Origin of the sequence: Streptacidiphilus sp. EB129 (assembly GCF_041262645.1) — a bacterium.
Taxonomy (GTDB): Bacteria; Actinomycetota; Actinomycetes; order Streptomycetales; family Streptomycetaceae; genus Streptacidiphilus.
Window position 1 is genome coordinate 17,532 of record NZ_JBGCCS010000029.1, and the last position, 19,497, is coordinate 37,028.

Sequence of the window (19,497 nt, forward strand, 5' to 3'; positions counted from 1 at the left end):
GCGCTCCGCCGCACCGGCTGGGAAAACCGCTGTCGGGCAAGTGGATCAAGGTGGTAGAACTGCCGCTGTGCATAAGACTCTGGAGTTTCCCGATCTGCTGCGGCTGATCGACGAACGTGCGACCGCCTTCCGTGCCGCGATCGCCGCCGCGCCCAGCCTCGACCTGCCCGTGCCGACCTGCCCCGAGTGGACGCTGTCCGACCTGGTGCAGCACATCGGCGAGGGCCGCCGCCGCTGGGCCGCCACCGTCGCCGCCGGGCCGGACGCCACGTCCAGGACCCCGGCCCAGGGGGAGGCGGTCGCGCCGCAGGAGCGCGAGGCCGTGCTGGCCTGGCTGGCCGCCTCAACCGAGTTGTTGCTGGCGGCCCTGCGGGAAGCCGGTCCGGACCAGGGATGCTTCACCGGCTGGGGTAACACGCAGACGCCGCACACCGCCGGTGGCGTCGCCCGGCACCAGGTCCAGGAGATCGCGGTGCACACGTACGACGCTCAGGTCGCCGTGGGCGCCCCACAGCCGCTGCCGGCCGAGGTGGCGCTCGACGGTGTCGAGGAGAACCTGTTCATCACGGCCTTCACGACGAGCGCCTGGCCGCACAAGCCCACCGCCTTCGACTTCCACGCCACCGAGGGCCGCTCCTGGCGCCTCACGGTCGACGGCGACGGTGCACGGACCACCCGGCTGCCCGCTACCGGCGAGGACCCGGACGCGGCAGGCCTCTCCATTTGCGGCACGGCCAGTGATCTGGTCCTCTACCTGTACCAACGCATTTCGGTGGACTCCCTGCAACTCGACGGGGACCCGGAGCTGCTCGCACTGCTCCACGCCTGGGAACCGGAGGACTGGGCGTGACGACAGTATCTGCGCGTGATCGAGCCCGGTGATATCCGCGCAGCTGATCCGGTCGAGATCGTGCACCGACCCGACCACGACGTGACCGTCGCGCTCGTCTTCCGTGCGATGACCCTGGAACCGGACCTGCTGCCGCGGCTGCCGGTCGCTGAGGCGCTGCCGCTGGAGGAGAAGGAGCTGGCCCGCAAGCGCTCCATTGTGTAGGAGCGCTAAAGCGATGCCTGAAGATATGATCGCTGGTGCTTAACGCCAGTACCGTCGATGCTTGCCACATGATCGAAATGAACGCGGTCCTCGGCGTCTCGGCGGTGGCTCTGGGGATGGTGCTCACCCCCGGCCCGAACATGATGTATCTCGTCTCGCGAAGCATCACGCAGGGCCGCCGAGCGGGAGCGATCTCGCTGGCCGGTGTCGCCGTCGGCTTCCTCGTCTACCTCGGTGCGGCCAATCTCGGCCTGTCAGTGGTCTTCCTGGCAGTCCCAGGGCTGTACCTGACGGTGAAACTCGCAGGAGCCGCATACCTGGCCTGGCTTGCCTGGAAGGCGCTCAGGCCGGGCGGGATCTCCGTCTTCGATCCGCAGGTGCTGACGCCCGACTCGCCGCGGCGGCTGTTCTCCATGGGGCTGATCACGAACCTGCTGAACCCGAAGATCGCCGTCATGTACCTCTCCCTCATCCCGCAGTTCGTCGACCTCAGGGCGGGGAACGTGCTGCTCCAGGGGTTCGTCCTGGGCGGCATCCAGATCGCCGTCAGTCTGGCGGTGAACCTGGTGATTCTCCTGGCCGCGGGAACCATCGCGGCTTTCCTCACCCACCGCCCGGTATGGCTTCGGGTCCAGCGGTACCTGATGGGAACGGTGCTGGGGGCACTGGCCGTGAAACTGGCAACCGACCATGCGTCAGGGGCTCCCGCCTAGCTCTCCCGTCCAGCTCTCCCGCCGCCGCCGTCCAGGCCGGCGCAGGGCGGCTACGAGCGGGCCCGGGGGAGTCGCCTCGCGACCGTCGGGATGATGATCGCACCCGCGATCACATGGGCGAGCGCGAGGGTCAGCCTGGTTGATACGGCAGTGTCCGCCGCTGTGAGCGGCACGACGAGCGACAGGGCGAGCAGCGGCAGCGCGGTCCGGAGGTAGGTGCGCGCGGGGCGCTTCGCGACGCGGGCGATCAGGATCACGGCGAACGTGAACCAGAAGGTGACGATCATCGTCCCCATCGCGAACATCCCCACGGTGATGGACGTGGCGTGCTGCGAGCCCAGCCCGGCGGCACGCATCGGCACGCCGGCCGCGCGGGCAAGCAGCCCGCACGCCTCGACCGCGACGCACGCGGCCAGGGCGGAGAGGTAGCAGACCTGCCAGGCCGGGCGGCGCGCGAGGAGCGTCGCGGTCGGCGAGGCGTCCGATCTGGACGCGGGGGCGGACATAGAATCGGTCGGGCTGGTCATGGCGTCCTCCTGCGGTCTCGGGTGATGCCCTTACCCGGAAGACGGAGCCCGTCCGAGGTTCTCGACACCGGGGGCCCGAAGATTTCCGGGAAAGATCTCGCCGGGCGTGTCGAGAACGGCGCAGCGGCTCCGTCCCTTGGGTGGGAGCGCGTCGACCACGGCGCGCCGGGCGTGCCCTGTCGGAAAGAGGAACCCGCCATGAAGTACCTGCTCATGATCTACGGCAACCAGGAGAAGTGGGCGAGCCTCCTGGCCGAGGACTGGCCGCGCGAGATCGCCAAACAGGACGCGTACAACAAGAAGTACCAGGCCACCGGGGAGCTGCTCGGCGGGTACGGGCTGGCCGACGCCGCGGCGGCGAAGCTGGTGTCGCGCAGGAACGGGGCTCCGGTCGTCAGCGACGGTCCCTTCCTGGAGACGAAGGAGTACATGGCCTCCTTCTACCTCGTCGACGTCGAAAGCGAGGAGCGCGCCTACGAGCTCGCCGCGGAGATGCCGTGGGCGGACCAGAACCCGACCGAGGTCTGGCCGATCCTGCACGAGTCCGCCGCCGACGCCTGAGACGCAGGACTCCGCCTCATGACGGACGGCCTTCGGCGCGTCGACGACCTGCTGCGCGAGCTGGCGCCGCGGATCGTCGGCGCGCTGACGCGTCGTTACGGCAGGTTCGACGTCTGCGAGGACGCCACACAGGAAGCGCTGGTCAGGGCAGCACGGCTCTGGCCGGGGGAAGGGATTCCGGACAACCCGCGCGGCTGGTTGCTGACCGTCGCCTCACGCCTGCTGATCGACCAGTTGCGCAGCGAGGACTCGCGGCGGCGGCGAGAGGACGCGGTCTTCGCGGCGACGCCGCAGTCCGAACTGCTTGGCCGTCCCGCCGACGCGATCGCGGATCCCGATGCGGCGAGGAGCGACCGGGACGATTCCCTGAAGCTGCTGTTCCTGTGCTGTCACCCGTCGTTGTCCGTGCCCAGCCAGATCGCTCTGACGCTGCGCGCGGCCGGGGGACTGACGACGGCGCAGATCGCGGCGGCGTTTCTCGTGCCGGAAGCGACGATGGCGCAGCGGATCAGCCGCGCGAAGGCGGCGATCAGGTCGGCGGGGATACGGTTCGAGCTGCCGGAAGGCGAGGCGACGGAGCGCCTGCGCGCGGTGCGGCAGGTCCTGTACCTGGTGTTCAACGAGGGTTACACCGCCTCGTCGGGCGATGAACTCACCGCGCCGAGCATGTCGGACGAGGCGATCCGGCTCACCCGGCTGCTGCGCCGCCTGCTGCCCGACGACGGTGAGACGGCGGGGCTGCTGGCTCTGATGCTGCTGACCGACGCCCGGCGCCCGGCTCGCACGCGCCCCGACGGAGCCCTGGTCCCGTTGGCCGAGCAGGACCGGACGCTGTGGACGCAGTCGCTGATCGCCGAGGGTGTTGCGCTGATCTCGGACGCGCTGCCGCGCGGTGAGGTCGGACCGTACCAGCTGCAGGCGGCGATCGCGGCGGTCCACGACGAGGCCCCGTCGATGAAAGCCACCGACTGGCCACAGATCCTCGGCCTGTACGAGTTGCTGGAGATGGCTGAGCCGAGCCCGATGACGACGCTGAACCGGGCCGTCGCCGTCGCCATGGTGCACGGGCCCGGAGCCGGCCTGAGACTGGTCGAGTCGCTGGAGGCCGACAGCCGACTGGCACGCAGCCATCGTCTCCTCTCGACCCGAGCACATCTGCGGGAACTCGCCGGTGAGTACGACGCGGCCGCGTCCGACTACCGGGAAGCCGCGCGGCGCACCGCCAGCATCCCCGAGCGGCGGTATCTGACCGGCCGCTTCCTCGACCTGGAGTCCCGACGCTGAGTGCGTGCCGCTGACGTCGGAGGCCTGTTCCCTCGATACCCGTGGCCCGATTCAGGCCATCTGGACAGGTATGGGCTGTTCCACAGCAGGGTGCGGCCGAGATAAAGCATATAACATGTCACATCTTATTGATTTGGCGCCTGGTGCGTGGGACTGTGCCTGACAACGCCTCCACGATCCATACCTGAGGCGCATCTACCGGCCCCCCACCACGGAGTGACGATGCGTCAGCTATTTCGGCTGCCCGCGACGGTGGCTGTGCTCGCCGTCGCGAGTACGGTTGTCACCGGGTTCGCCGCCGCCCCAAGCTCTGCCGCCGCGCCGCTGAAGCCCGTTCAGCAGGTCAGCCAGGCCGCGAACACCAACCGCGGCCTGCCGCCGACCGGCGGCATGGCAAGCGCCGACGACCGGTCCGCCGTACAGAACGGCAGGCTCGCCCCCGCCCAACTGCCCCCGCGTTCCCCGCAGTCCACCGCCCCGAGAGCGCCCGCCCCCAGAGCGCCCGCGCCCAAGCCCGCCGCCGGGGCGGCCGGCCGGGCCGCGAACGCCGTCACCTCCTGCACCCCGGCCGACTTCAGCAGCCGCACCGGCTCTGCCCTGGTCGGCTACATCGAGGGCTCAACTCAGGACTGCATCAGCTCGCTCTTTCTCACCAGCGGCAGCGACGCCGCCGGTGTGTTCAAGGAGAGCCAGATGCTGGCCGTGGCGAGCGGCTTCCAGAGCGCCGCCTCCTCCTACACCGGCGACAACTCCACCGGCATCTACCAGTTGGAGTACTTCCTGCAGGCCGGGTACTACGTGCAGTACTACCTCCCCAACGACGTCGGCCCCTACGACGCCGCGCTCACCGGAGCCGTGCAGGCCGGCCTGGACCCGCTCGTCGCCGGCTCGCACTTCAGCGACGTGAGCGACAGCAACGGCCAGATCGCCGGCGAGGCGATGATCCTCAGCGACAGCGCCAACCTGCAGGCCCGCTACATCAGCACGTACAAGCAGGTGCTGAACGGCTACAACAGCTCGTACGACTCCTCCTGGTACATGGTGAACTTCGTCAACAGCGTGTTCACCCCGATCTTCCGCGGCCACCAGAACCCGGCCTACGTCGCCGCGGTCACCGCCGACCCGAGCCTGATCACCACGCTGGACAGCTTCGCGCTGAACCACAGGGACCTGCTGGGCACCGGCAACTCCTTCCTGACCTCCAACGCCGGTCTGGAGACCGCTCGGTTCATCGAGCACCCGGCCCTGGTGGCCACCGTCCGCCCGCTGATCAAGGGCCTGATGGACAACTCCTCGATCACCGGCCCGACTTCCGCGCTCTGGGTCGGCGTCGCCGGCATGGCCGCCTACTACGACCCGGCCAACTGCTCCTACTACGGCGTCTGCAACCTGCCGCAGCAGCTCAAGGCCGCCGCCCTGCCGATCAGTCACACCTGCGACTCGACACACAGCATCCTCGCCCAGAGCCTGACCCCGGCCGACCTGTCCGCCGTCTGCGCCAGCCTGCAGGGCCAGGACCCGTTCTTCCACAACCTGGTCAAGGACAACGGCCCGATCCCCGGCCAGTACGAGAACTCGCTGCAGATGGTGGTCTTCGCCTCCCCGCAGGACTACCAGACCTACGCGGGCGGGATCTACGGGATCAGCACCAACAATGGCGGCATGACCCTGGTCGGCGACCCGACCAGCACCACCAACCAGCCGATCTCGATCACCTACCAGAACGGCAACGACGGCTTCACCGCCGGCATCTGGAATCTCAACCACGAGTACACCCACGCACTCGACGGCCGCCTCGACATGAAGGGCGACTTCACGCAGCAGACCACCGTCCCGGACGTCTGGTGGATCGAGGGCGTGGCCGAATACGTCTCCTACAGCTATCGGAACATGACCGACGCCGGTGCGGTGGCCGAGGCGCCCAAGCACACCTACGCGCTCAGCACGCTCTTCCAGAACACCTACCAGAACAGCGACACCACCCGTACCTACCCGTGGGGCTACCTGGCCGTCCGGTACATGGTCGAGAAGCACCCGGACGTCGTCTCCGCCATGCTGGGCCACTTCCGCACGGGTGACTACAGCGGCGGCTACGCGGTCTACAACTCCATCGGCACCGCGTACGACGCCGACTTCACCGCCTGGCTGGACGCCTGCGCCGCCGGCGCCTGCGTGGTCGGCGGCAGCCCGACCGCCGCCTTCGCCGCCGCCCCCGCTGCCCGGACCGTCCAGTTCACCGACCGGTCGACCGAGGCCGGCAGTGGCAGCATCTCCTCCTGGGCCTGGAACTTCGGCGACGGCACCGGCTCCACCAGCCAGAGCCCGTCGCACACCTACAGTGCGGCCGGCAGCTACAACGTCAGCCTCACGGTGACCGACACCAACGGCAGGACCAGCAGCATCACCCAGTCCGTCACCGTCAGCGGCCTCACCGCCTGCGCTGCCGCCGACACCCGGGTCCTGGGTCAGAACTGCTTCCGGGCCGACCAGTCCGCGACCGCGGGCAACCTGGACTACTACTACCTCTACCTGCCGGCCGGCACCACCACCCTGAAGATCAACAGCAACGGCGGCACCGGCACCGCCTACCTGCTCTACAACCCCAACGCCTGGGCCACGCCGAACGCCTACACCAACGGCTCGCTCGTCAACGGCACCACCGACCAGAGCCTGACCCTCACCAACACCACCGCCGGCTACCGCTACATCAGCCTCTACGCGGAGACCACGTTCAGCGGCGTCACCGTGACCACCCAGTACTGACCACGACCACGCCCCAGCGTGCCGGCACGTGACAGTGGTGGCCCGAAGCCCCCCGGCTCCGGGGCACCTCTCATCCGACCGGGGGCGGGAAGGCGGCCCCGATCAGCGGCCGGAGCTGTCCTCGGCGGCGTCCAGTCGTGCCTGCTCGGCGAGGCGCCGCTTGGCGTTCTCCCAGGTGAGCGGCAGCTCCTCCACCGGCAGCTCCCAGAAGGTGAAGGTCGAGCCCCGCATGGTGGAACGCAGGCCGCTCATGATGCCGCGGTGCGGCTCCGTCCTGGCGAAGGCGTAGAGGGCGTCACGACCCTCCCAGGCGGAGAGCGTGAAGAAGGTCCGCTTCAGCGGCTGGGCGATCAGGGACGCGCCCAATGCGCCGGGCGCGGAACGCACCTGACGCCACGCCGAGAGCGACTTCAGGAAGAAGCGCGGCACGTCCTTGGCGGACCGCACCTCGAAGCGCGACGCCATGGCGAACGCCTGAGTGTTTGGCGTGGCCGGGTTCGGAATCGTCCAGGGAAGAGTTGGCACCGTTTGCCCCGCTTCATCGTTGGTGAGTAGCAGTATCTATATTAGACAGTCCAGGTATCCAATGCTAGTCGTCGAGTGTCACCAAGCTCCAGCGCCCCGGGTTCGGCCGGCAGCGCTCGCTCTCCCGCTTGGCGAGTGAAACTATCTACAGAGCGGGGAGTGTCAGCAGCGGAAGCGAGACACTGGCAGCAGCCAGTGGCCAGTGGCCAGTCAAGGGCAGGACGAATTGCGAATCTCTGAGTTGAGCCGGCGCAGCGGGGTACCGAGCGCGACCATCAAGTTCTACCTCCGCGAGGGGCTGCTGCCCCCGGGGCGGGCCACCGCCGCGACCCAGGCCGAGTACGGCGAGGCGCACCTGCGGCGGCTCCGGCTGATCCGGGCCCTGATCGGGGTACGGGGACTGACGGTCAACGCCACCAGGGAGGTGCTGAGCGCGGTCGCCGAGCACGAGGCCGACATGCACCAGGTGCTCGGTCTCGTGCTCGGCGCCATGCCGGTGGACAAGGACCAGGAGCCCGACGACGGGCCCGGCACCTCCGACGTGAACGCGCTGGTGGCACAGATGGGGTGGCAGGTCTCCGAGTTCGCCCCCGCCCGGCGCGTGATCGCCGAGACGTTGGAGTCGCTGCGCTCCCTCGGCGCGGACTGCACCTGGCGCACCCTGATCCCGTACGCGGAGCTCGCCCAGCAGACCGCGGTTCTGGACCTCGACCAACTGAAGGATGCGGACGACTCGCTCGCGCGGGCCGAGCGGGCCGTCCTGCTGACGGTCCTGCTGGAGCCGGCCCTGCTGGCGCTCCGCAGGATGGCCCAGGAGCACGAGTCCGCGGTGCGGCACGGCGGCTGACCGCCGCTGCATCCAGGGGCGTCCCGTTCGTGGCGGACGCATATGATCGGTTCGTATGCTGTTGCTTCACTGTGACGATCCCATGATCTGCTGTGGACATCCCCTTGGGAATCTTTGTGTGGCGCAAGCCGCAGGAGCCACTCACCGCACGACCGTCCCAAGGGGGATCCGCCATGTCTGCTCGTACACCTCTTCGTGCCCGTACTCTCGGTGCCGCCGCCGTCATCGCCGCTCTCGCCGGCGCGGCTCTGCTGCCCGCGGGCAGTGCCTTCGCCGCGGCTCCGACGGACGCTACGGCCAAGGCCGCCGCGACGGCCAAGGTGGCCGCCCCCAGCGTCACCGCGCACAGCAGCCGCTCGACCGTGGGTGCCTGGCAGCTGTTCCAGATCACCGGCCAGACCAGCCACATCAAGGCCGGCACCCAGCTGACGCTGCAGCAGTTCCGTGGCGGTCACTGGGTCTCGCTGCCCGCCGTGACCACGGTGACCCGCAGCGGTGCCTACTCCCTGCGGGTGGAGCTGGGCATCAAGGGCGCCAATCAGCTGCGCATCGTCGGTGGCGGTGCGGTGTCCACCACGGTGACCGTCTCCGTGCGCTGACCCGCGGTGCTGAATCCAGCCGACCACGCCCGGCCAATCCCCGGGCGTGGTCGGCCTGTCCGGTTTGATCACCCCCCGGCCGCCATGAGGATCCGAACCTCGAACGGCTTCTCTAGGGCCTAAGCGCCCTGATGGTGCGTGCGCGCCACTGGTCGATGCGCCGACGGAAGTCTTCGGCCGGGTCCACGGTCCACAGGAAGGCGGAGCCGACGCCTTCGACAACGATCGCGTGGGCGGTGTCCTCGGCGTCGAGGTCGCCGCTGACGCTGCCGTCGCGCTGCCCCTCCCGCAGGGCTTCGAGGATGTCACCGCGCAGCAGGCCGACCCAGCCGGCGGCACGGACGGCCATGCCGGATCCCTTGCCCGCCGCCTGGAACTCGACGGCGAACAACATCCGAAGCAGTTCCGGGTTTTCGTCGACGAGCCGTCCCACGGCGTCGATGCGGGCGAGCACGCGCTCCATGCCCGTCGCCGACCCGGGCGGGGGGACCGTCAGCGGCCCCTCGTACGCAGCCCGGATCACGGCATCGAGGAGCTGCTCCTTCGAGCCGAATCGCGCGCGCACCATGGACCGGCTGTAGCCGGCGCGGCGCCCGATCTCGGCGGCGGACGCGGCGTCGTAGGCCCCCTCGGCGATCAGCTCGGCCGCCGCGTGCAGGAGCCGCTGGGTCGATTCCTCAACACGTTCCTGCTGCGTGCGGCGGGGCTGGGGCATGGTGTGCATCATAACGGCAAGTTATTGTCCATCGACAACTAACTGCTCTATGGTGGTCGGCGGAGGCGGCGACGACCCCGCAGCCCGCACAGCGGCCTTCGCGCGACGCGATGCCGCCCGATGCACAGCATCAACTTCAACGAAGGGATGACCATGAGTGCCTCGGTAATCCAGTTCTTTTACGAAGCGATGAAGTCGCAGGACCCAGCCGCACTGGCCGCGACGCTCGCCGACGACGTCGTCATCACCGAGCCCTCGGGACTGCCGTACGGCGGGACGACCACGAGCCGCGACGAGTTCTTCCAGAAGGTTCCCGGCTGGCTGGATCAGTTCTCCACGTGGCAGTTCGTCGAGGGAGAGATCTTCGGGGACGGCGACCGGCTCGCCGGCCTCTGGAGCGCGGTCTTCACCGCGCGCGCCAGCGGTGAGACCTTCCGCTATCAGCAGTTCGAGCGGTACGAGGTGAGGGGCCGCACGATCAGCAAGGTGGACGTCTACCAGTCCGACACGCAAGGGCTGATCGACTTCTTCAGGAAGAACGGGCCGGCCTGGTAGGGAAGGACGATCTCAGCTACATGTGCGAGCTGATGACGGCTCGTGCTGCGCGGTAGAGGGAGCGGGAGACGGTTGCCGGGTCGCCGAGGTAGCCGCTGACCATCGCGCCGTCGCGGAGCAGGACGAGCTGGTCGGCGATGCCGGCCGGCTCGGTGGGGTGGAGCGGTGTGATCATTTCCTCGAGTACGGCTCTGAACCAGTGGCGGTGTGCGGCGACCGTCCGGCGGACCGGGTGGTCCTGGTCGGCGTACTCGGCGGCTGCGTTGATGAACGGGCAGCCACGGAAGCCGGGCGTGCAACTGACGGTGCCGATGGTCTCGGCGAACAGCCGGATCGCCTCGTTGGCGTCTCCGCCGGCCCGGGCCAGAATTGCCGCCACGTCAGCGCGTTCCCGTTCGGCCTGCCGTTCGAGGTACGCCACGACCAGGTCGTCCTTGGTGCGGAAGTGCCGGTAGAACGTCACCTTGGTGATGCCGACCCGCTCGATGATCTTGTCGGCGCTGACCGAGCGCAGGCCCTGCGCGTAGAAGAGGTCGGTTGCCGCTTCGAGGATGCGCTCGCGCGTGGACACCTTCGCCGGGCCCGGCTCGCTCATCTTGTCCCTCACCACCGTTGTGCCGTGTTCCACGTTCTCTGGCTCGCTTGCCTGTCGGTTGTCCGCCGAGGGACAAGGATGCGAGTGGCCATCCTATGCCGCGAGCCAGGTGGGCAGAGCCGGCATCAGAAGCCCTGGCGGTTGAGCCAGTTCAGGCTGTGCTCGGCGACGTCGCGCCAGCCGTGGTCGAGCACCATCGAGTGTCCGCGACCGGGGAACACGTGGTAGTCGGTGGTGGCGCGGCTGGGTGTGTACAGGTCGTAAGCGGCTTTGACCACGACCGGGGGGACGATGTGGTCTGCGCCGCCGGCGACGAGCAGCAGTGGGCCGCGATCGTCGCGCCGGGTGTCGACGGCGGCTGCCGAGGTGCGCCGGACGTTGGACGTGGCGACTTCGAACGCCGGTCTTCCGGGGCCGGGGATGGTCCAGCGATCGAAGAGATCCTGCGACTCCGCGGCCGAGAGCGTGTTGCCGAAGCCGAAGCGGAACTGCTTGGCGTTCAGCGAGATCGCACGGCGGCGGTTGCCGGGTCGGCTCAGTGCTGCGGATCCCGACCGGAGTTGGACGAGCGGGATCCGCAGCACGCCCTTGATCTGGCCGGGGTTGACCGCGATCGCTGCCGCGGCGGTTCCCTGGGCCAGCAGCTTCTGGGCGATCAGGCCACCGAGGGAGTGCCCGATGACGACCGGCCTGGCCGGCAGCGCGGCGATGACCTTCGCGTAGGCGGCGGTCAGATCCTCGATTCCCAGGCCCGCCAGTCGCTCCGGGTGGGCGCGCGTTTCCTGCACGCTCGCGGCGTCACCCGGATATCCCGGGGCTATGGGTTCGTACCCGGCGGACTCGAACAGCTGAAGCCAGTTCGCCCATCCTGTGGCATGGAGCCACAGGCCGTGAATGAACACTACGGGTGCCTTGGTGGTCACACGTTCTCCCGCGTCGCTAGGTAGGGTAACTAGTACGTCTACCTGAGAAACGTAGCGGTGACCGCCGCCCTCCGCAACCACCGCGCGACCAACTCCGCTCCACGTCAGCGCGGTTGACGCCGCGTCCGTCCCGATGCCGCGGTTGAGGATCGAGCCGACGGTGCTATCCGGCCCGCAGCAGTTCTGCGGTCAGTGGGCTGAGCTCGACCGGCTCGTCTTCGCCGACGAGAACCGTCCCGCCGAGGGTGACCAGGTGGTCGCCGATTCCACAGCTTGGCTCGAAGGCGAAGGACATTCCGGGTTCGAGGGTCATGTCGGCCAACGTCGCAGGCCGTGGAGCCGCTATCGGGTACAGGTCACCGCCTTCGGCCTGGACAAGTCCCCCGGGGATGCGACTGAAGGCGCCATAGGGATTCAGCCCGTGGATCTGAGGGCCACGGAACCAGGCACCGGCTGCCTCGGCGGGCGCCAGCATGGCCTCGGAGACTTCCCCGAAGGTCGCGCCCGCGCGAAGGGTGGCCAGGCCGGCGGCGTAGCACTCGTTCGCGATCCGGGCGACGTGCTCGATCATCGGGTGGACCTGGCCGATGGCGATCGCGGCCTGGTGCTGCGTCTGACGGCCACCGAAGTTGCTGAAGATCTCTGTGGCGATGAGGTCGCCTTCCCGCAGGATGCGCGGTGCCTGCGGCCGGTACCCCCACGTGGGCTGTCCGGATGCCGATGGTGCCGGGCCCGAGCAGAAGTGCAGGTGGGGCGCGAGAGTGCCGTGCCGGTACGCGGTGGCCATGGCTGCCGCGAACACGTCGGCTTCGGAGACGCCCGGTGCGGCCGTGGCCACCATGGCCTCTGCCATCGCATCGCCGACGCGGGCGGCATGACGCACCACGGCGATCTCTTCGTCGCTCAGCGCCATCATGAGGCGGGCGAACGCGTGCCCGACATTGCGGAAGTCGGCGCCGGGCAGCCGGTTCAACACGGTGTCCCAGAACGGGTACGGGATTCGCCCTTCGGGGTGAGCGGGAAGGTAGGGGTCAAGGCCCATGACCCCGATGGATCCGTTGCCGAGCCCCAGGTCCTTCAAGGCCTGGACGAGCTGATGCGACTGCCGGCCCAGACGCAGGTCGTGCGCGGCGAGCCACAGCTCGTCGCCTCGGTGCACCGCCTCTCGATGATCGAAGAGAAACGTCGGGATCGGCACGAGCGCTGTCGGTGTCCGGTCGCGGGGGAAGACCAGAAGGACGCCCGGTCGATCATTGGTGAACCAGTTGTCGAAGGCGAAGGGCGCCGGTCCGGCGTCTCCTTCGCCGAACACGACCAATCCGTCGAGACCCTCTGCTTCCATGAAGCTGCGAGCCAGGTTCCAGCGCCGGTCCCGCTCAGCCAGTGAGTAGACGGGAACGGACGTGCGCTGCACCGGTGGGAGCATCATGCTGTTCGCCCCTGTCGTGATGTGGCGATGAGCGCGGCGGCGGTGTCGGTGATCGTCTGTTCGGTGGGGCGGGGATGCCAGCCGAGTTGGGTGTGTGCCTTGCTGCTGTCGACGAGCCTGACGCGGCCGAGCTCGGGGCGCAGCACCGCCATCTGCGGGTTGCGCCGCGCGAGCAGCTTGATGACGATGTCGGGCATGGCGCGCGTGGGCACCTTGGCGGCTTCGTCCGGGAGCTTCTCGCGGAGGATTCGGGCGATGTCCCGGTACCACAGGAAGGTGCCCGATCCGAGGTAGCGCTGGCCGGCGGCGGCCGGGCTGGTCATGGCGAGGATGTGGAGTTCGGCGATGTCGCGGACGTCGACGACGTTCCAGCCGATGTTCGGCACGGCGGGAATCTCGCGGGCGAGCAGGCGGCGGATGATCTCGACCGTTCCCGGCCTGCTGCTGCCCAGCATGGGGCCCTGCATGAACGTCGGGAGGACAGCGGTCAGTTCGAGCCCGGTCGCGGTGGCGAGATCCCACGCGTCGCGCTCGGCAAGGATCTTGGAATCGGGGTACGCGCGAACCGTGGTGCCGGACGGCACGGTCCAGGTCGTCTCGGTCGCGGGCGTGTCCGGGTCGCCGGTGTCGGCCGTGACGCCGGACGAGGTGAACACGGCACGCCCGACCCCGGCACGCGCGGCGGCGCCCAGGACGCGACGGGTGCCCTCACGTGCGGTGGTGATGAGATCCACGCCCGGGCCGAAGGGCATCGGCGAGGCGGTGTGCAGCACGTAGTCGGCACCCGCGGTCGCCTCGTCCCAGCCGTCGTCGCTGAGGAGATCGGCGGCCGCGAACTCGATGGCCCCGGCTGCCTGCCCGCCTGCCTGCTCACTCACGGCGTCGCGCACCTGCTGCGCTCGGTCGAGGCTGCGCACGGTGGTGCGCACCCGGTAGCCGCGCTGGAGCAGGCCCGCGATCACCCAGCCGGCCAGGTAACCGGTTCCGCCCGTGACGAGCACCGTCTCGCCGACGTTACTGTCGGTCATCTACGTCCCCAATATCATTGAGTTTCTCATTGATATTGGGAAGGTATCATAGGTCCATGACCGCAAGCCATGACGTGAAGGCACCGACGGCCCGCCCTGCCGACGTCGAGCGGAAGGCCGAGATCGTCCGTGCTCTTGTGGAGGTGGGAAACGCCGCGGATGGGGTCGTGGCCCAGGTGCTCGGCGAGTTCGGGGTCCCGGCCTCCGTCGCCGGCACGTTGTGGGCGCTGGCCCCGGGAACCGAGCCGCCGACGATGCGGGATGTGGCAGCCCGCCTGCACTGCGACCCTTCCACGGTCAGCCTGGCCGCCGACAAGCTCCAGAGCATGGGGCTCGTCGCCCGTCAGCCTCACCCCGCCGACGGTCGCAAGCGCACCCTGGCCCTGACCGACCAGGGACACGAACTGTGGGAGGCGTTGAGAACGCGGCTGCACGCCTCCGGGCTGTTCGCCGGTCTCGACGCGCAGGAACAGGACACCCTGCTCGCGCTGCTGACGAAGATGCGAAACCCGCAACGTCCCTAGCGGATCCCTGACCCACAGTCAGGGGCGCACGGCCGGCGGCGGATCATTGGCTGGGTCGACGGAGCAGGCGGGCGCGCCGGCGCCAGGACAGGTGGCAGGTGCCCTGCCGCCGGGCGTCTTCGCCACCGGGGTGTGCCGGGGGCTGACTCAGAACGCGAACAGCGCCCCGGTGGCGCGCCACATGAGGCACGGGTTGGTGTAGGTCTGCTGGTAGAAGACCGGGGCGCCGTCCCAGAAGCCCTCGGCGGTCACGGTCACCGGCTGGACGATGTCGGCACAGAGGATCTGCAGCGCGGGCGGTGCGGTGAAGGACAGGCCGTCAGCCTGCAGCGTGGCACAGGCGCTGGCACCGTCGGGGTGGTCCCCTTCGGTTGCCGCGCCGCAGATCAGGACGGTCGAGCGGGGGGTGGTCTGCGCGTCCTGAGTCCCGTTGGCAACGGTCATGACCAGGAGGGAGGGCACGGTCGGGTCGGGTTCGGCTGCCATCGCCTGCGGGGCGGCCAGTGCCGTGAGGCAGGCCGCGCCAAGGACGGCGGCCGTGACGTGCCAGTTGCGGATGCGGCGCATGGGTGTCTCCTGACGGTGGTTTCCTGCGGCGTCCGAATGTTCGGACGGGCAATAGCTGGCGAGACTGCCACGGTGCATCCGTATACGCACGGAGGTGCCCTGCGAATCGGCCTTTCCATGCACATGACATATTGGCCGGATGGGGCCTTCCGATGCGGCCATGGCGGCAGGCGGCCACGGGCTGACCGACGACCCGACGCCGACCGCGGACATGGTTTCCGGGCAGGCTCGCCCTCATTACCCGCGCAACCCCCGTCGTCCGGCCACGCCAGGACGGCCGGATCGTGGGCGAGGGCCGAGAGGTTCTCGATCGCGGTGGGCCCGGCCGGACCGTCCTGGTCCTGTCGGCCCTACAGGCTGCGGGCGGTGATGTCGCCCTGACCGGTGGTGGCGCGGATGTCGAGTTCGGTGCTGCCGTCGTTCTTGAGAGCGTTGCTGACGCGGCCGTGGCCGGTGCCGGCGTCCAGGGTGGCGGAGACGCCGGGGGCGGCGCCGACCGAGATGTCGCCCATCTGGGTGCGCAGCACGACCTCGCCGCGCAGGGCCTCGGTGATCCGGATGGCGCCCCTGGCGGTACTGATCTGCGCGGGGCCGCCCAGTCGGCCGATCTCGACGTCGCCGTCGACCGCGGTCAGGCGGACACTCGCGGCCTCGTCGATCTTGATGTGCCGGTACGCGCCGTCGAAGGCGACATCGCCCAGGCGTCCGACGCCGCGCAGTTCGCAGCCGTCGGTGGTCGCCCGGATGCGGGAGCCGGCGGGCAGCTGGACGGTGACCTCCAGGGATCCGGAGGGGCCGAAGTACTGGTTCCTGGGCTCGGGGGTGTGGATCCGCAGGACGCCGTCGGCGAATTCGACCATGGTCTGCTCGGCGGCCTTGAGGTCGCGGCTCTTGGAGGGGTCGGCGGGCCGGATCTCGACGGTGGTGTCGGCCCGGTCCGCGGCGATGAACTGGACGCGTCCGGCGGCGATCTCCAGGACGGCGGAGATCGGGGCGGGGGTGGCGAACTTCTGCATGATGCTCTCCTGGTGCTTGCTCGTTGTTTCCGACACCAGAAACGCTACGTTGCGTTCGATGATCAGGCAACATGAATGATGCGCACTGGCCTTATAGCCACAGGTAGATGCCCACTTTTCGTTGCAATGGTTGTGAATCTAATGCAATGGCAGATGCTCCTATTCGTTGCATTGGATGCAGCGAACGCTACGCCGGCGACACCTTGAGGAAGCAGGGGCGAGATCACGGTGCCGGGGGCAGACACACCCGGCAGGACCGTCAGCCCAGTAGGTTCTCCACTGGCGGCGGTGTTCTCCTGGCCGCGCAGGGCAGGTTGTTGCGGGGGCGGGGCGGAACGGGGGCTCCCGTCGCGCTCGGGCGGTGGGGAGCCCCCGTCAGGTGATGATCCGTCAATTATGGTCTGACGTCAGGAGGCGTTCAGGGCGGTGTCGTCGACGACGAAGCTGGTCTGTGCTCCGGACTTCTCCACGCCGGTGAACTTGAGGGTCACGTTCTGGCCGGCGAAGGAGTTGAGGTTGAACGAGTACTGGTTGTACCCGTTGCCCGCGTTGAGGTTGGAGTAGGTGGCCAGGGTCGTGGTGGTGGAGCCGCTGATGACCTGGACCTTGAGGGTGTCGATGGCGGTGGTGTTGGTCTTGTTGGTGTCGACGTGCAGCCAGAAGGAGAAGCTGGCGTTGCAGCCGGCGGGAACGGCGACCGCCTGGGACATGGTGTCGGTGTGGCTGGCGCCGTAGCCGTCGAGCCAGGCGTCCCAGTTGCCGGAGTGGGCCGGCTCACTGACGGTGTCGCTGTTGAGCACGCCCGCGGTCATGGTCCACGGGGCGGCGCTGCCGGTCTCGAAGCCGGGGTTGCCGATCTTCTGGCCGGGGCTGGTGCAGCCGCCGGTGGAGCCGTTGACCGTCCAGCTGAAGGAGGTCGAGCCGGAGGCGGTGCCGGAGCTGGCGGTGACCGTGACGCTGCTGGTGGCGGCGCTGGTCGGGGTGCCGGAGATCAGACCGGTGGAGGAGATGCTCAGGCCCGCCGGCAGACCGGTGGCCGAGTAGGTGAGCGACTTGCCCGCCGAGTCGGTGGCACTGATCTGCAGCGAGGCCGCGGTGCCGACCGTGGAGGTCTGGTTGCCCGGGTTGGCCACCGAGACCGTCTCGGTGCTCTGGGAGTTCACGGTCCAGGTGAAGGAAGTCGAGCCGGACGCGCCGGTGCTGTCGGTCGCGGTGACGGTCACCGTGGAGGTGCCGGTGGTGGTCGGGGTGCCGGAGATCAGGCCCGAGGTGGAGATGGACAGGCCCGCCGGGAGACCCGTCGCGGAGTAGGTGAGGCCGGCGCCGCCGGAGTCGGTGGCACTGATCTGCAGGGAGGCCGCGGTGCCGACCGTGGAGGTCTGGTTGCCCGGGTTGGTGACGGTGACGGTGTTGCCGCCCGATGACTGGCCGACCGGCAGGCCACCGGTGGGTGCGTACATCGCCATGTCGAACGTGCTGCCGCTGGGGGCGTGGGCGACCGGGATGACGGTGACGGCGTTGCCGCCGGCGAGGACGGAAGTGGAGATGTAGTCGCCGAACATCCGGCCCTGGCTGGTGTTCGGCAGCCAGGCCAGCGTCATCGGGCCGGCCAGCTGGACGGCTGCGGTCCAGGTGGTGCCGCTGTCGGCGGAGGAGACGTAGCCCGCGTCGAGCTGGCAGGTGGTGTCCGTGCAGGAGGCGTTCGGGTAGTAGTAGTACGTCAGGCCGATGCGGGTGGTGCTGCCCGAGCTGGAGGGGTCCACGCCGATCCCCGGCGTGAAGTGGTCGGCCGTGCTGGTGGCCGCGTCGATCGGCACCCGTACCGGCGTGCTCCACGACGTGCCGTTGGTCGAGGTCGACATGATGATGTCGTTGCTCGTGCAGCCGCTGCGGAAGCGGCAGTCGGACCAGACCGCGAAGACCTTGCCGGAGGCGTCGATCTCGGCGGACGGCAGCGGGCTCTCGCGCAGGCTGTCCCGCGGGGGCAGCTTGGCCATGTCGGCGGCCTCCAGCCCGGCCACCGGGTGGTGCGAGATGGTGGCGATCTGCACGCTGGAGGTCCAGCTCGCGCCCCCGTTGGTGGAGGTGAAGGAGCGCTCGGCGTTCGAACTGGCCGATGAGAACGGCACGACGACGGTGCCGTTGGGCTGCACGACCGGCTGGCCGCCCAACCCGCTGGGGCTGTCGGCCGGGCTCTGCTCCGCGCCCCAGGTCGCGCCGCCGTCGGTCGAGGTGCGCATGTGCTCGGCGTCGCCGGCGTTCGCGTCGTCGTACTCGGTGTAGCAGTGGCCGTAGGAGGGGCTGGACGGGTGGTCGTCGCAGACCGACCAGTTCTTGTCGTCGAACGTGCCGGTGGAGACGGTGACCGGGTTGCCCCAGGTATGCCCGCCGTCGGTGGAGCGGCTGAGCTCCACGTCGACGTCGCTGCCGGCGGTGATGCCGAGCCAGGAGACCATCCAGACGCCGTCCTTGGCGTCGTAGGCCACCGAGGCGTCGCTGGTCGTGACGTAGGGGCCGCCGGTGTTGGCGGTGGTGGCGGGCATGAAGCCGTGGGTCCAGGTCTGGCCGCCGTCGGTCGTCGTCGCCCAACCGATGTTGGAGGCGCCGCCGCTGGAGACCCGGCCGACCTGGAAGGCGGAGACGACGGTGCTGCCGTAGCTGTAGGTGTCCGGCTCGACCTCGGTGGCGTGCTGCGCCTGCGAGTCGGAGTACGGATCACTGCTGACCTGGGTGAGCGTGGGCGAGGTGGCGTGCGGCGCGCGGGGGCCCTGGGAGCCCGCCGGGGCGATGGCGGATGCGGGAGCGGCGAGCGCCATCGCCGTGGCCAGAGCGCCTACGACGAATAAGGGTCCTTTTCGAGCCAGTCCGGACATGTCTCTCCTGACGCGCAGGGCGGTACCGGTGGTGTCGGCTGCCGCCGACACGGGACAGTCGAATGGTCGTGTCACCCCTGGAAGTTGTGAAAGACCGCCGTCATGGCGGGAACATGTCAGTTCGCCGTGGCGCATTCGCGCCAGATCCACCAGAAGGCCGCACACAAGCCCTGCTCGTGCTCGCCGGGACGGTTCAGGGCGGTGACAGGAGCACCAGGACGAAGCAGGCCAGCGCGACCATGCCGAGGAGGTAGATGGCGGCGGCCCAGCAGTAGTGCAGCAGGCCGACCGGGGCTGCGGCGCGCATCGGGTCGCGGACGTCATAGGTGACATCCACCGGGCCCTCGACGTCGCGGATGCCGGCGACCACGTCGCACCCGAGCACGGTGTGGCTACGTC

Annotated in this window: 20 protein-coding genes and 1 pseudogene; 10 read left to right on the forward strand and 11 right to left on the reverse strand. The window is 69.2% G+C overall.

Features of this window, described 5'->3' with window-relative positions; translation table 11 throughout:
- Positions 1-67 precede the first annotated feature (67 nt).
- The 3 genes and pseudogenes from ABH925_RS28135 to ABH925_RS28145 all read left to right on the forward strand — a co-directional run bounded on the left by ABH925_RS28135 (position 68) and on the right by ABH925_RS28145 (position 1,767).
- Positions 68-850, forward strand: coding sequence for a maleylpyruvate isomerase family mycothiol-dependent enzyme (locus tag ABH925_RS28135; protein WP_370152162.1), 783 nt, complete (start codon positions 68-70; stop codon positions 848-850).
- Positions 851-856: 6 nt separating this feature from the next.
- A pseudogene (locus ABH925_RS28140) lies at positions 857-1,054 on the forward strand (MOSC domain-containing protein); the annotation flags it as partial.
- A 68-nt stretch (positions 1,055-1,122) separates the two neighbouring features.
- On the forward strand, positions 1,123-1,767 hold the full coding sequence (locus tag ABH925_RS28145) for a LysE family translocator (protein WP_370152164.1): 645 nt from the start codon (positions 1,123-1,125) through the stop codon (positions 1,765-1,767).
- 50 nt (positions 1,768-1,817) lie between these two features.
- Here the strand turns inward: ABH925_RS28145 and ABH925_RS28150 are convergent, their stop codons facing one another.
- Positions 1,818-2,294 (reverse strand): DUF6069 family protein, encoded by a 477-nt coding sequence (locus tag ABH925_RS28150; protein WP_370152167.1) that lies wholly within the window; start codon positions 2,292-2,294, stop codon positions 1,818-1,820.
- Positions 2,295-2,492: 198 nt separating this feature from the next.
- On the opposite strand from ABH925_RS28150, the gene ABH925_RS28155 reads away from it, so the two are divergent.
- From ABH925_RS28155 to ABH925_RS28165, 3 genes are all read left to right on the forward strand, one after another.
- Positions 2,493-2,855 (forward strand): YciI family protein, encoded by a 363-nt coding sequence (locus ABH925_RS28155; protein ID WP_370152170.1) that lies wholly within the window; start codon positions 2,493-2,495, stop codon positions 2,853-2,855.
- Positions 2,856-2,873: 18 nt separating this feature from the next.
- A complete protein-coding gene (locus ABH925_RS28160; protein ID WP_370152172.1) occupies positions 2,874-4,139 on the forward strand; it encodes an RNA polymerase sigma factor in 1,266 nt (421 codons plus the stop codon).
- Positions 4,140-4,361: 222 nt separating this feature from the next.
- The gene (locus ABH925_RS28165) at positions 4,362-6,902 is read left to right on the forward strand and encodes a collagenase (protein WP_370152175.1); all 2,541 of its coding nucleotides are present in this window, start codon (positions 4,362-4,364) and stop codon (positions 6,900-6,902) included.
- Between the two features lie 102 nt (positions 6,903-7,004).
- Here the strand turns inward: ABH925_RS28165 and ABH925_RS28170 are convergent, their stop codons facing one another.
- On the reverse strand, positions 7,005-7,427 hold the full coding sequence (locus ABH925_RS28170; RefSeq protein WP_370152177.1) for a DUF3291 domain-containing protein: 423 nt from the start codon (positions 7,425-7,427) through the stop codon (positions 7,005-7,007).
- A gap of 226 nt (positions 7,428-7,653) precedes the next feature.
- Between ABH925_RS28170 and ABH925_RS28175 the strand changes: the two genes are divergently transcribed.
- Both ABH925_RS28175 and ABH925_RS28180 read left to right on the forward strand, forming a co-directional pair.
- Entirely contained in the window at positions 7,654-8,274 is a 621-nt protein-coding gene (locus ABH925_RS28175; protein WP_370152180.1) for a MerR family transcriptional regulator, read from the forward strand.
- Positions 8,275-8,447: 173 nt separating this feature from the next.
- Positions 8,448-8,873, forward strand: a complete 426-nt coding sequence (locus tag ABH925_RS28180; RefSeq protein ID WP_370152183.1) for a hypothetical protein — start codon at positions 8,448-8,450, stop codon at positions 8,871-8,873.
- Positions 8,874-8,985: 112 nt separating this feature from the next.
- Here ABH925_RS28180 and ABH925_RS28185 read toward each other — a convergent pair whose 3' ends face one another.
- Positions 8,986-9,588, reverse strand: a complete 603-nt coding sequence (locus ABH925_RS28185; protein ID WP_370152186.1) for a TetR family transcriptional regulator — start codon at positions 9,586-9,588, stop codon at positions 8,986-8,988.
- 120 nt (positions 9,589-9,708) lie between these two features.
- Here ABH925_RS28185 and ABH925_RS28190 point away from each other — a divergent pair, with 120 nt between their 5' ends.
- Complete coding sequence (locus ABH925_RS28190; RefSeq protein ID WP_370152189.1) at positions 9,709-10,143, forward strand: nuclear transport factor 2 family protein; 435 nt, start codon at positions 9,709-9,711, stop codon at positions 10,141-10,143.
- A gap of 16 nt (positions 10,144-10,159) precedes the next feature.
- On the opposite strand, the gene ABH925_RS28195 is transcribed toward ABH925_RS28190, so the two are convergent.
- The 4 genes from ABH925_RS28195 to ABH925_RS28210 all read right to left on the reverse strand — a co-directional run bounded on the left by ABH925_RS28195 (position 10,160) and on the right by ABH925_RS28210 (position 14,118).
- Positions 10,160-10,771 (reverse strand): TetR/AcrR family transcriptional regulator, encoded by a 612-nt coding sequence (locus ABH925_RS28195; RefSeq protein WP_370152192.1) that lies wholly within the window; start codon positions 10,769-10,771, stop codon positions 10,160-10,162.
- Between the two features lie 92 nt (positions 10,772-10,863).
- Positions 10,864-11,661, reverse strand: a complete 798-nt coding sequence (locus ABH925_RS28200) for an alpha/beta hydrolase (protein ID WP_370152195.1) — start codon at positions 11,659-11,661, stop codon at positions 10,864-10,866.
- 163 nt (positions 11,662-11,824) lie between these two features.
- Positions 11,825-13,075 carry a M24 family metallopeptidase gene (locus tag ABH925_RS28205; RefSeq protein WP_370152198.1) on the reverse strand — a complete coding sequence of 417 codons (1,251 nt, stop codon included), beginning with the start codon at positions 13,073-13,075 and terminating at the stop codon, positions 11,825-11,827.
- An 11-nt stretch (positions 13,076-13,086) separates the two neighbouring features.
- Entirely contained in the window at positions 13,087-14,118 is a 1,032-nt protein-coding gene (locus ABH925_RS28210) for an NAD-dependent epimerase/dehydratase family protein (RefSeq protein ID WP_370152202.1), read from the reverse strand.
- A 56-nt stretch (positions 14,119-14,174) separates the two neighbouring features.
- Here ABH925_RS28210 and ABH925_RS28215 point away from each other — a divergent pair, with 56 nt between their 5' ends.
- Entirely contained in the window at positions 14,175-14,642 is a 468-nt protein-coding gene (locus ABH925_RS28215; RefSeq protein ID WP_370152204.1) for a MarR family winged helix-turn-helix transcriptional regulator, read from the forward strand.
- Positions 14,643-14,789: 147 nt separating this feature from the next.
- On the opposite strand, the gene ABH925_RS28220 is transcribed toward ABH925_RS28215, so the two are convergent.
- The 4 genes from ABH925_RS28220 to ABH925_RS28235 form a co-directional block, all read right to left on the reverse strand.
- Positions 14,790-15,209 (reverse strand): SSI family serine proteinase inhibitor, encoded by a 420-nt coding sequence (locus tag ABH925_RS28220; protein WP_370152206.1) that lies wholly within the window; start codon positions 15,207-15,209, stop codon positions 14,790-14,792.
- Between the two features lie 350 nt (positions 15,210-15,559).
- Positions 15,560-16,225: a DUF4097 family beta strand repeat-containing protein gene (locus ABH925_RS28225; RefSeq protein ID WP_370152208.1), complete on the reverse strand. Its 666-nt coding sequence runs from the start codon at positions 16,223-16,225 to the stop codon at positions 15,560-15,562.
- Between the two features lie 407 nt (positions 16,226-16,632).
- Positions 16,633-19,041, reverse strand: a complete 2,409-nt coding sequence (locus ABH925_RS28230; protein WP_370152210.1) for a putative Ig domain-containing protein — start codon at positions 19,039-19,041, stop codon at positions 16,633-16,635.
- A gap of 250 nt (positions 19,042-19,291) precedes the next feature.
- Positions 19,292-19,483, reverse strand: coding sequence for a hypothetical protein (locus tag ABH925_RS28235; protein WP_370152213.1), 192 nt, complete (start codon positions 19,481-19,483; stop codon positions 19,292-19,294).
- Positions 19,484-19,497 lie beyond the last annotated feature (14 nt).

Bases quoted from the DNA above. Each gene is read 5' to 3' on its own strand.
- ABH925_RS28210 (WP_370152202.1), bottom strand. From the start codon at position 14,118: ATGACCGACAGTAACGTCGGCGAGACGGTGCTCGTCACGGGCGGAACC.
- ABH925_RS28155 (WP_370152170.1), top strand. From the start codon at position 2,493: ATGAAGTACCTGCTCATGATCTACGGCAACCAGGAGAAGTGGGCGAGC.
- ABH925_RS28225 (WP_370152208.1), bottom strand. From the start codon at position 16,225: ATGCAGAAGTTCGCCACCCCCGCCCCGATCTCCGCCGTCCTGGAGATC.
- ABH925_RS28145 (WP_370152164.1), top strand. From the start codon at position 1,123: ATGATCGAAATGAACGCGGTCCTCGGCGTCTCGGCGGTGGCTCTGGGG.
- ABH925_RS28220 (WP_370152206.1), bottom strand. From the start codon at position 15,209: ATGCGCCGCATCCGCAACTGGCACGTCACGGCCGCCGTCCTTGGCGCG.
- ABH925_RS28180 (WP_370152183.1), top strand. From the start codon at position 8,448: ATGTCTGCTCGTACACCTCTTCGTGCCCGTACTCTCGGTGCCGCCGCC.
- ABH925_RS28190 (WP_370152189.1), top strand. From the start codon at position 9,709: ATGCACAGCATCAACTTCAACGAAGGGATGACCATGAGTGCCTCGGTA.
- ABH925_RS28185 (WP_370152186.1), bottom strand. From the start codon at position 9,588: ATGCCCCAGCCCCGCCGCACGCAGCAGGAACGTGTTGAGGAATCGACC.
- ABH925_RS28165 (WP_370152175.1), top strand. From the start codon at position 4,362: ATGCGTCAGCTATTTCGGCTGCCCGCGACGGTGGCTGTGCTCGCCGTC.
- ABH925_RS28230 (WP_370152210.1), bottom strand. From the start codon at position 19,041: ATGGCGCTCGCCGCTCCCGCATCCGCCATCGCCCCGGCGGGCTCCCAG.
- ABH925_RS28215 (WP_370152204.1), top strand. From the start codon at position 14,175: ATGACCGCAAGCCATGACGTGAAGGCACCGACGGCCCGCCCTGCCGAC.
- ABH925_RS28150 (WP_370152167.1), bottom strand. From the start codon at position 2,294: ATGACCAGCCCGACCGATTCTATGTCCGCCCCCGCGTCCAGATCGGAC.
- ABH925_RS28160 (WP_370152172.1), top strand. From the start codon at position 2,874: ATGACGGACGGCCTTCGGCGCGTCGACGACCTGCTGCGCGAGCTGGCG.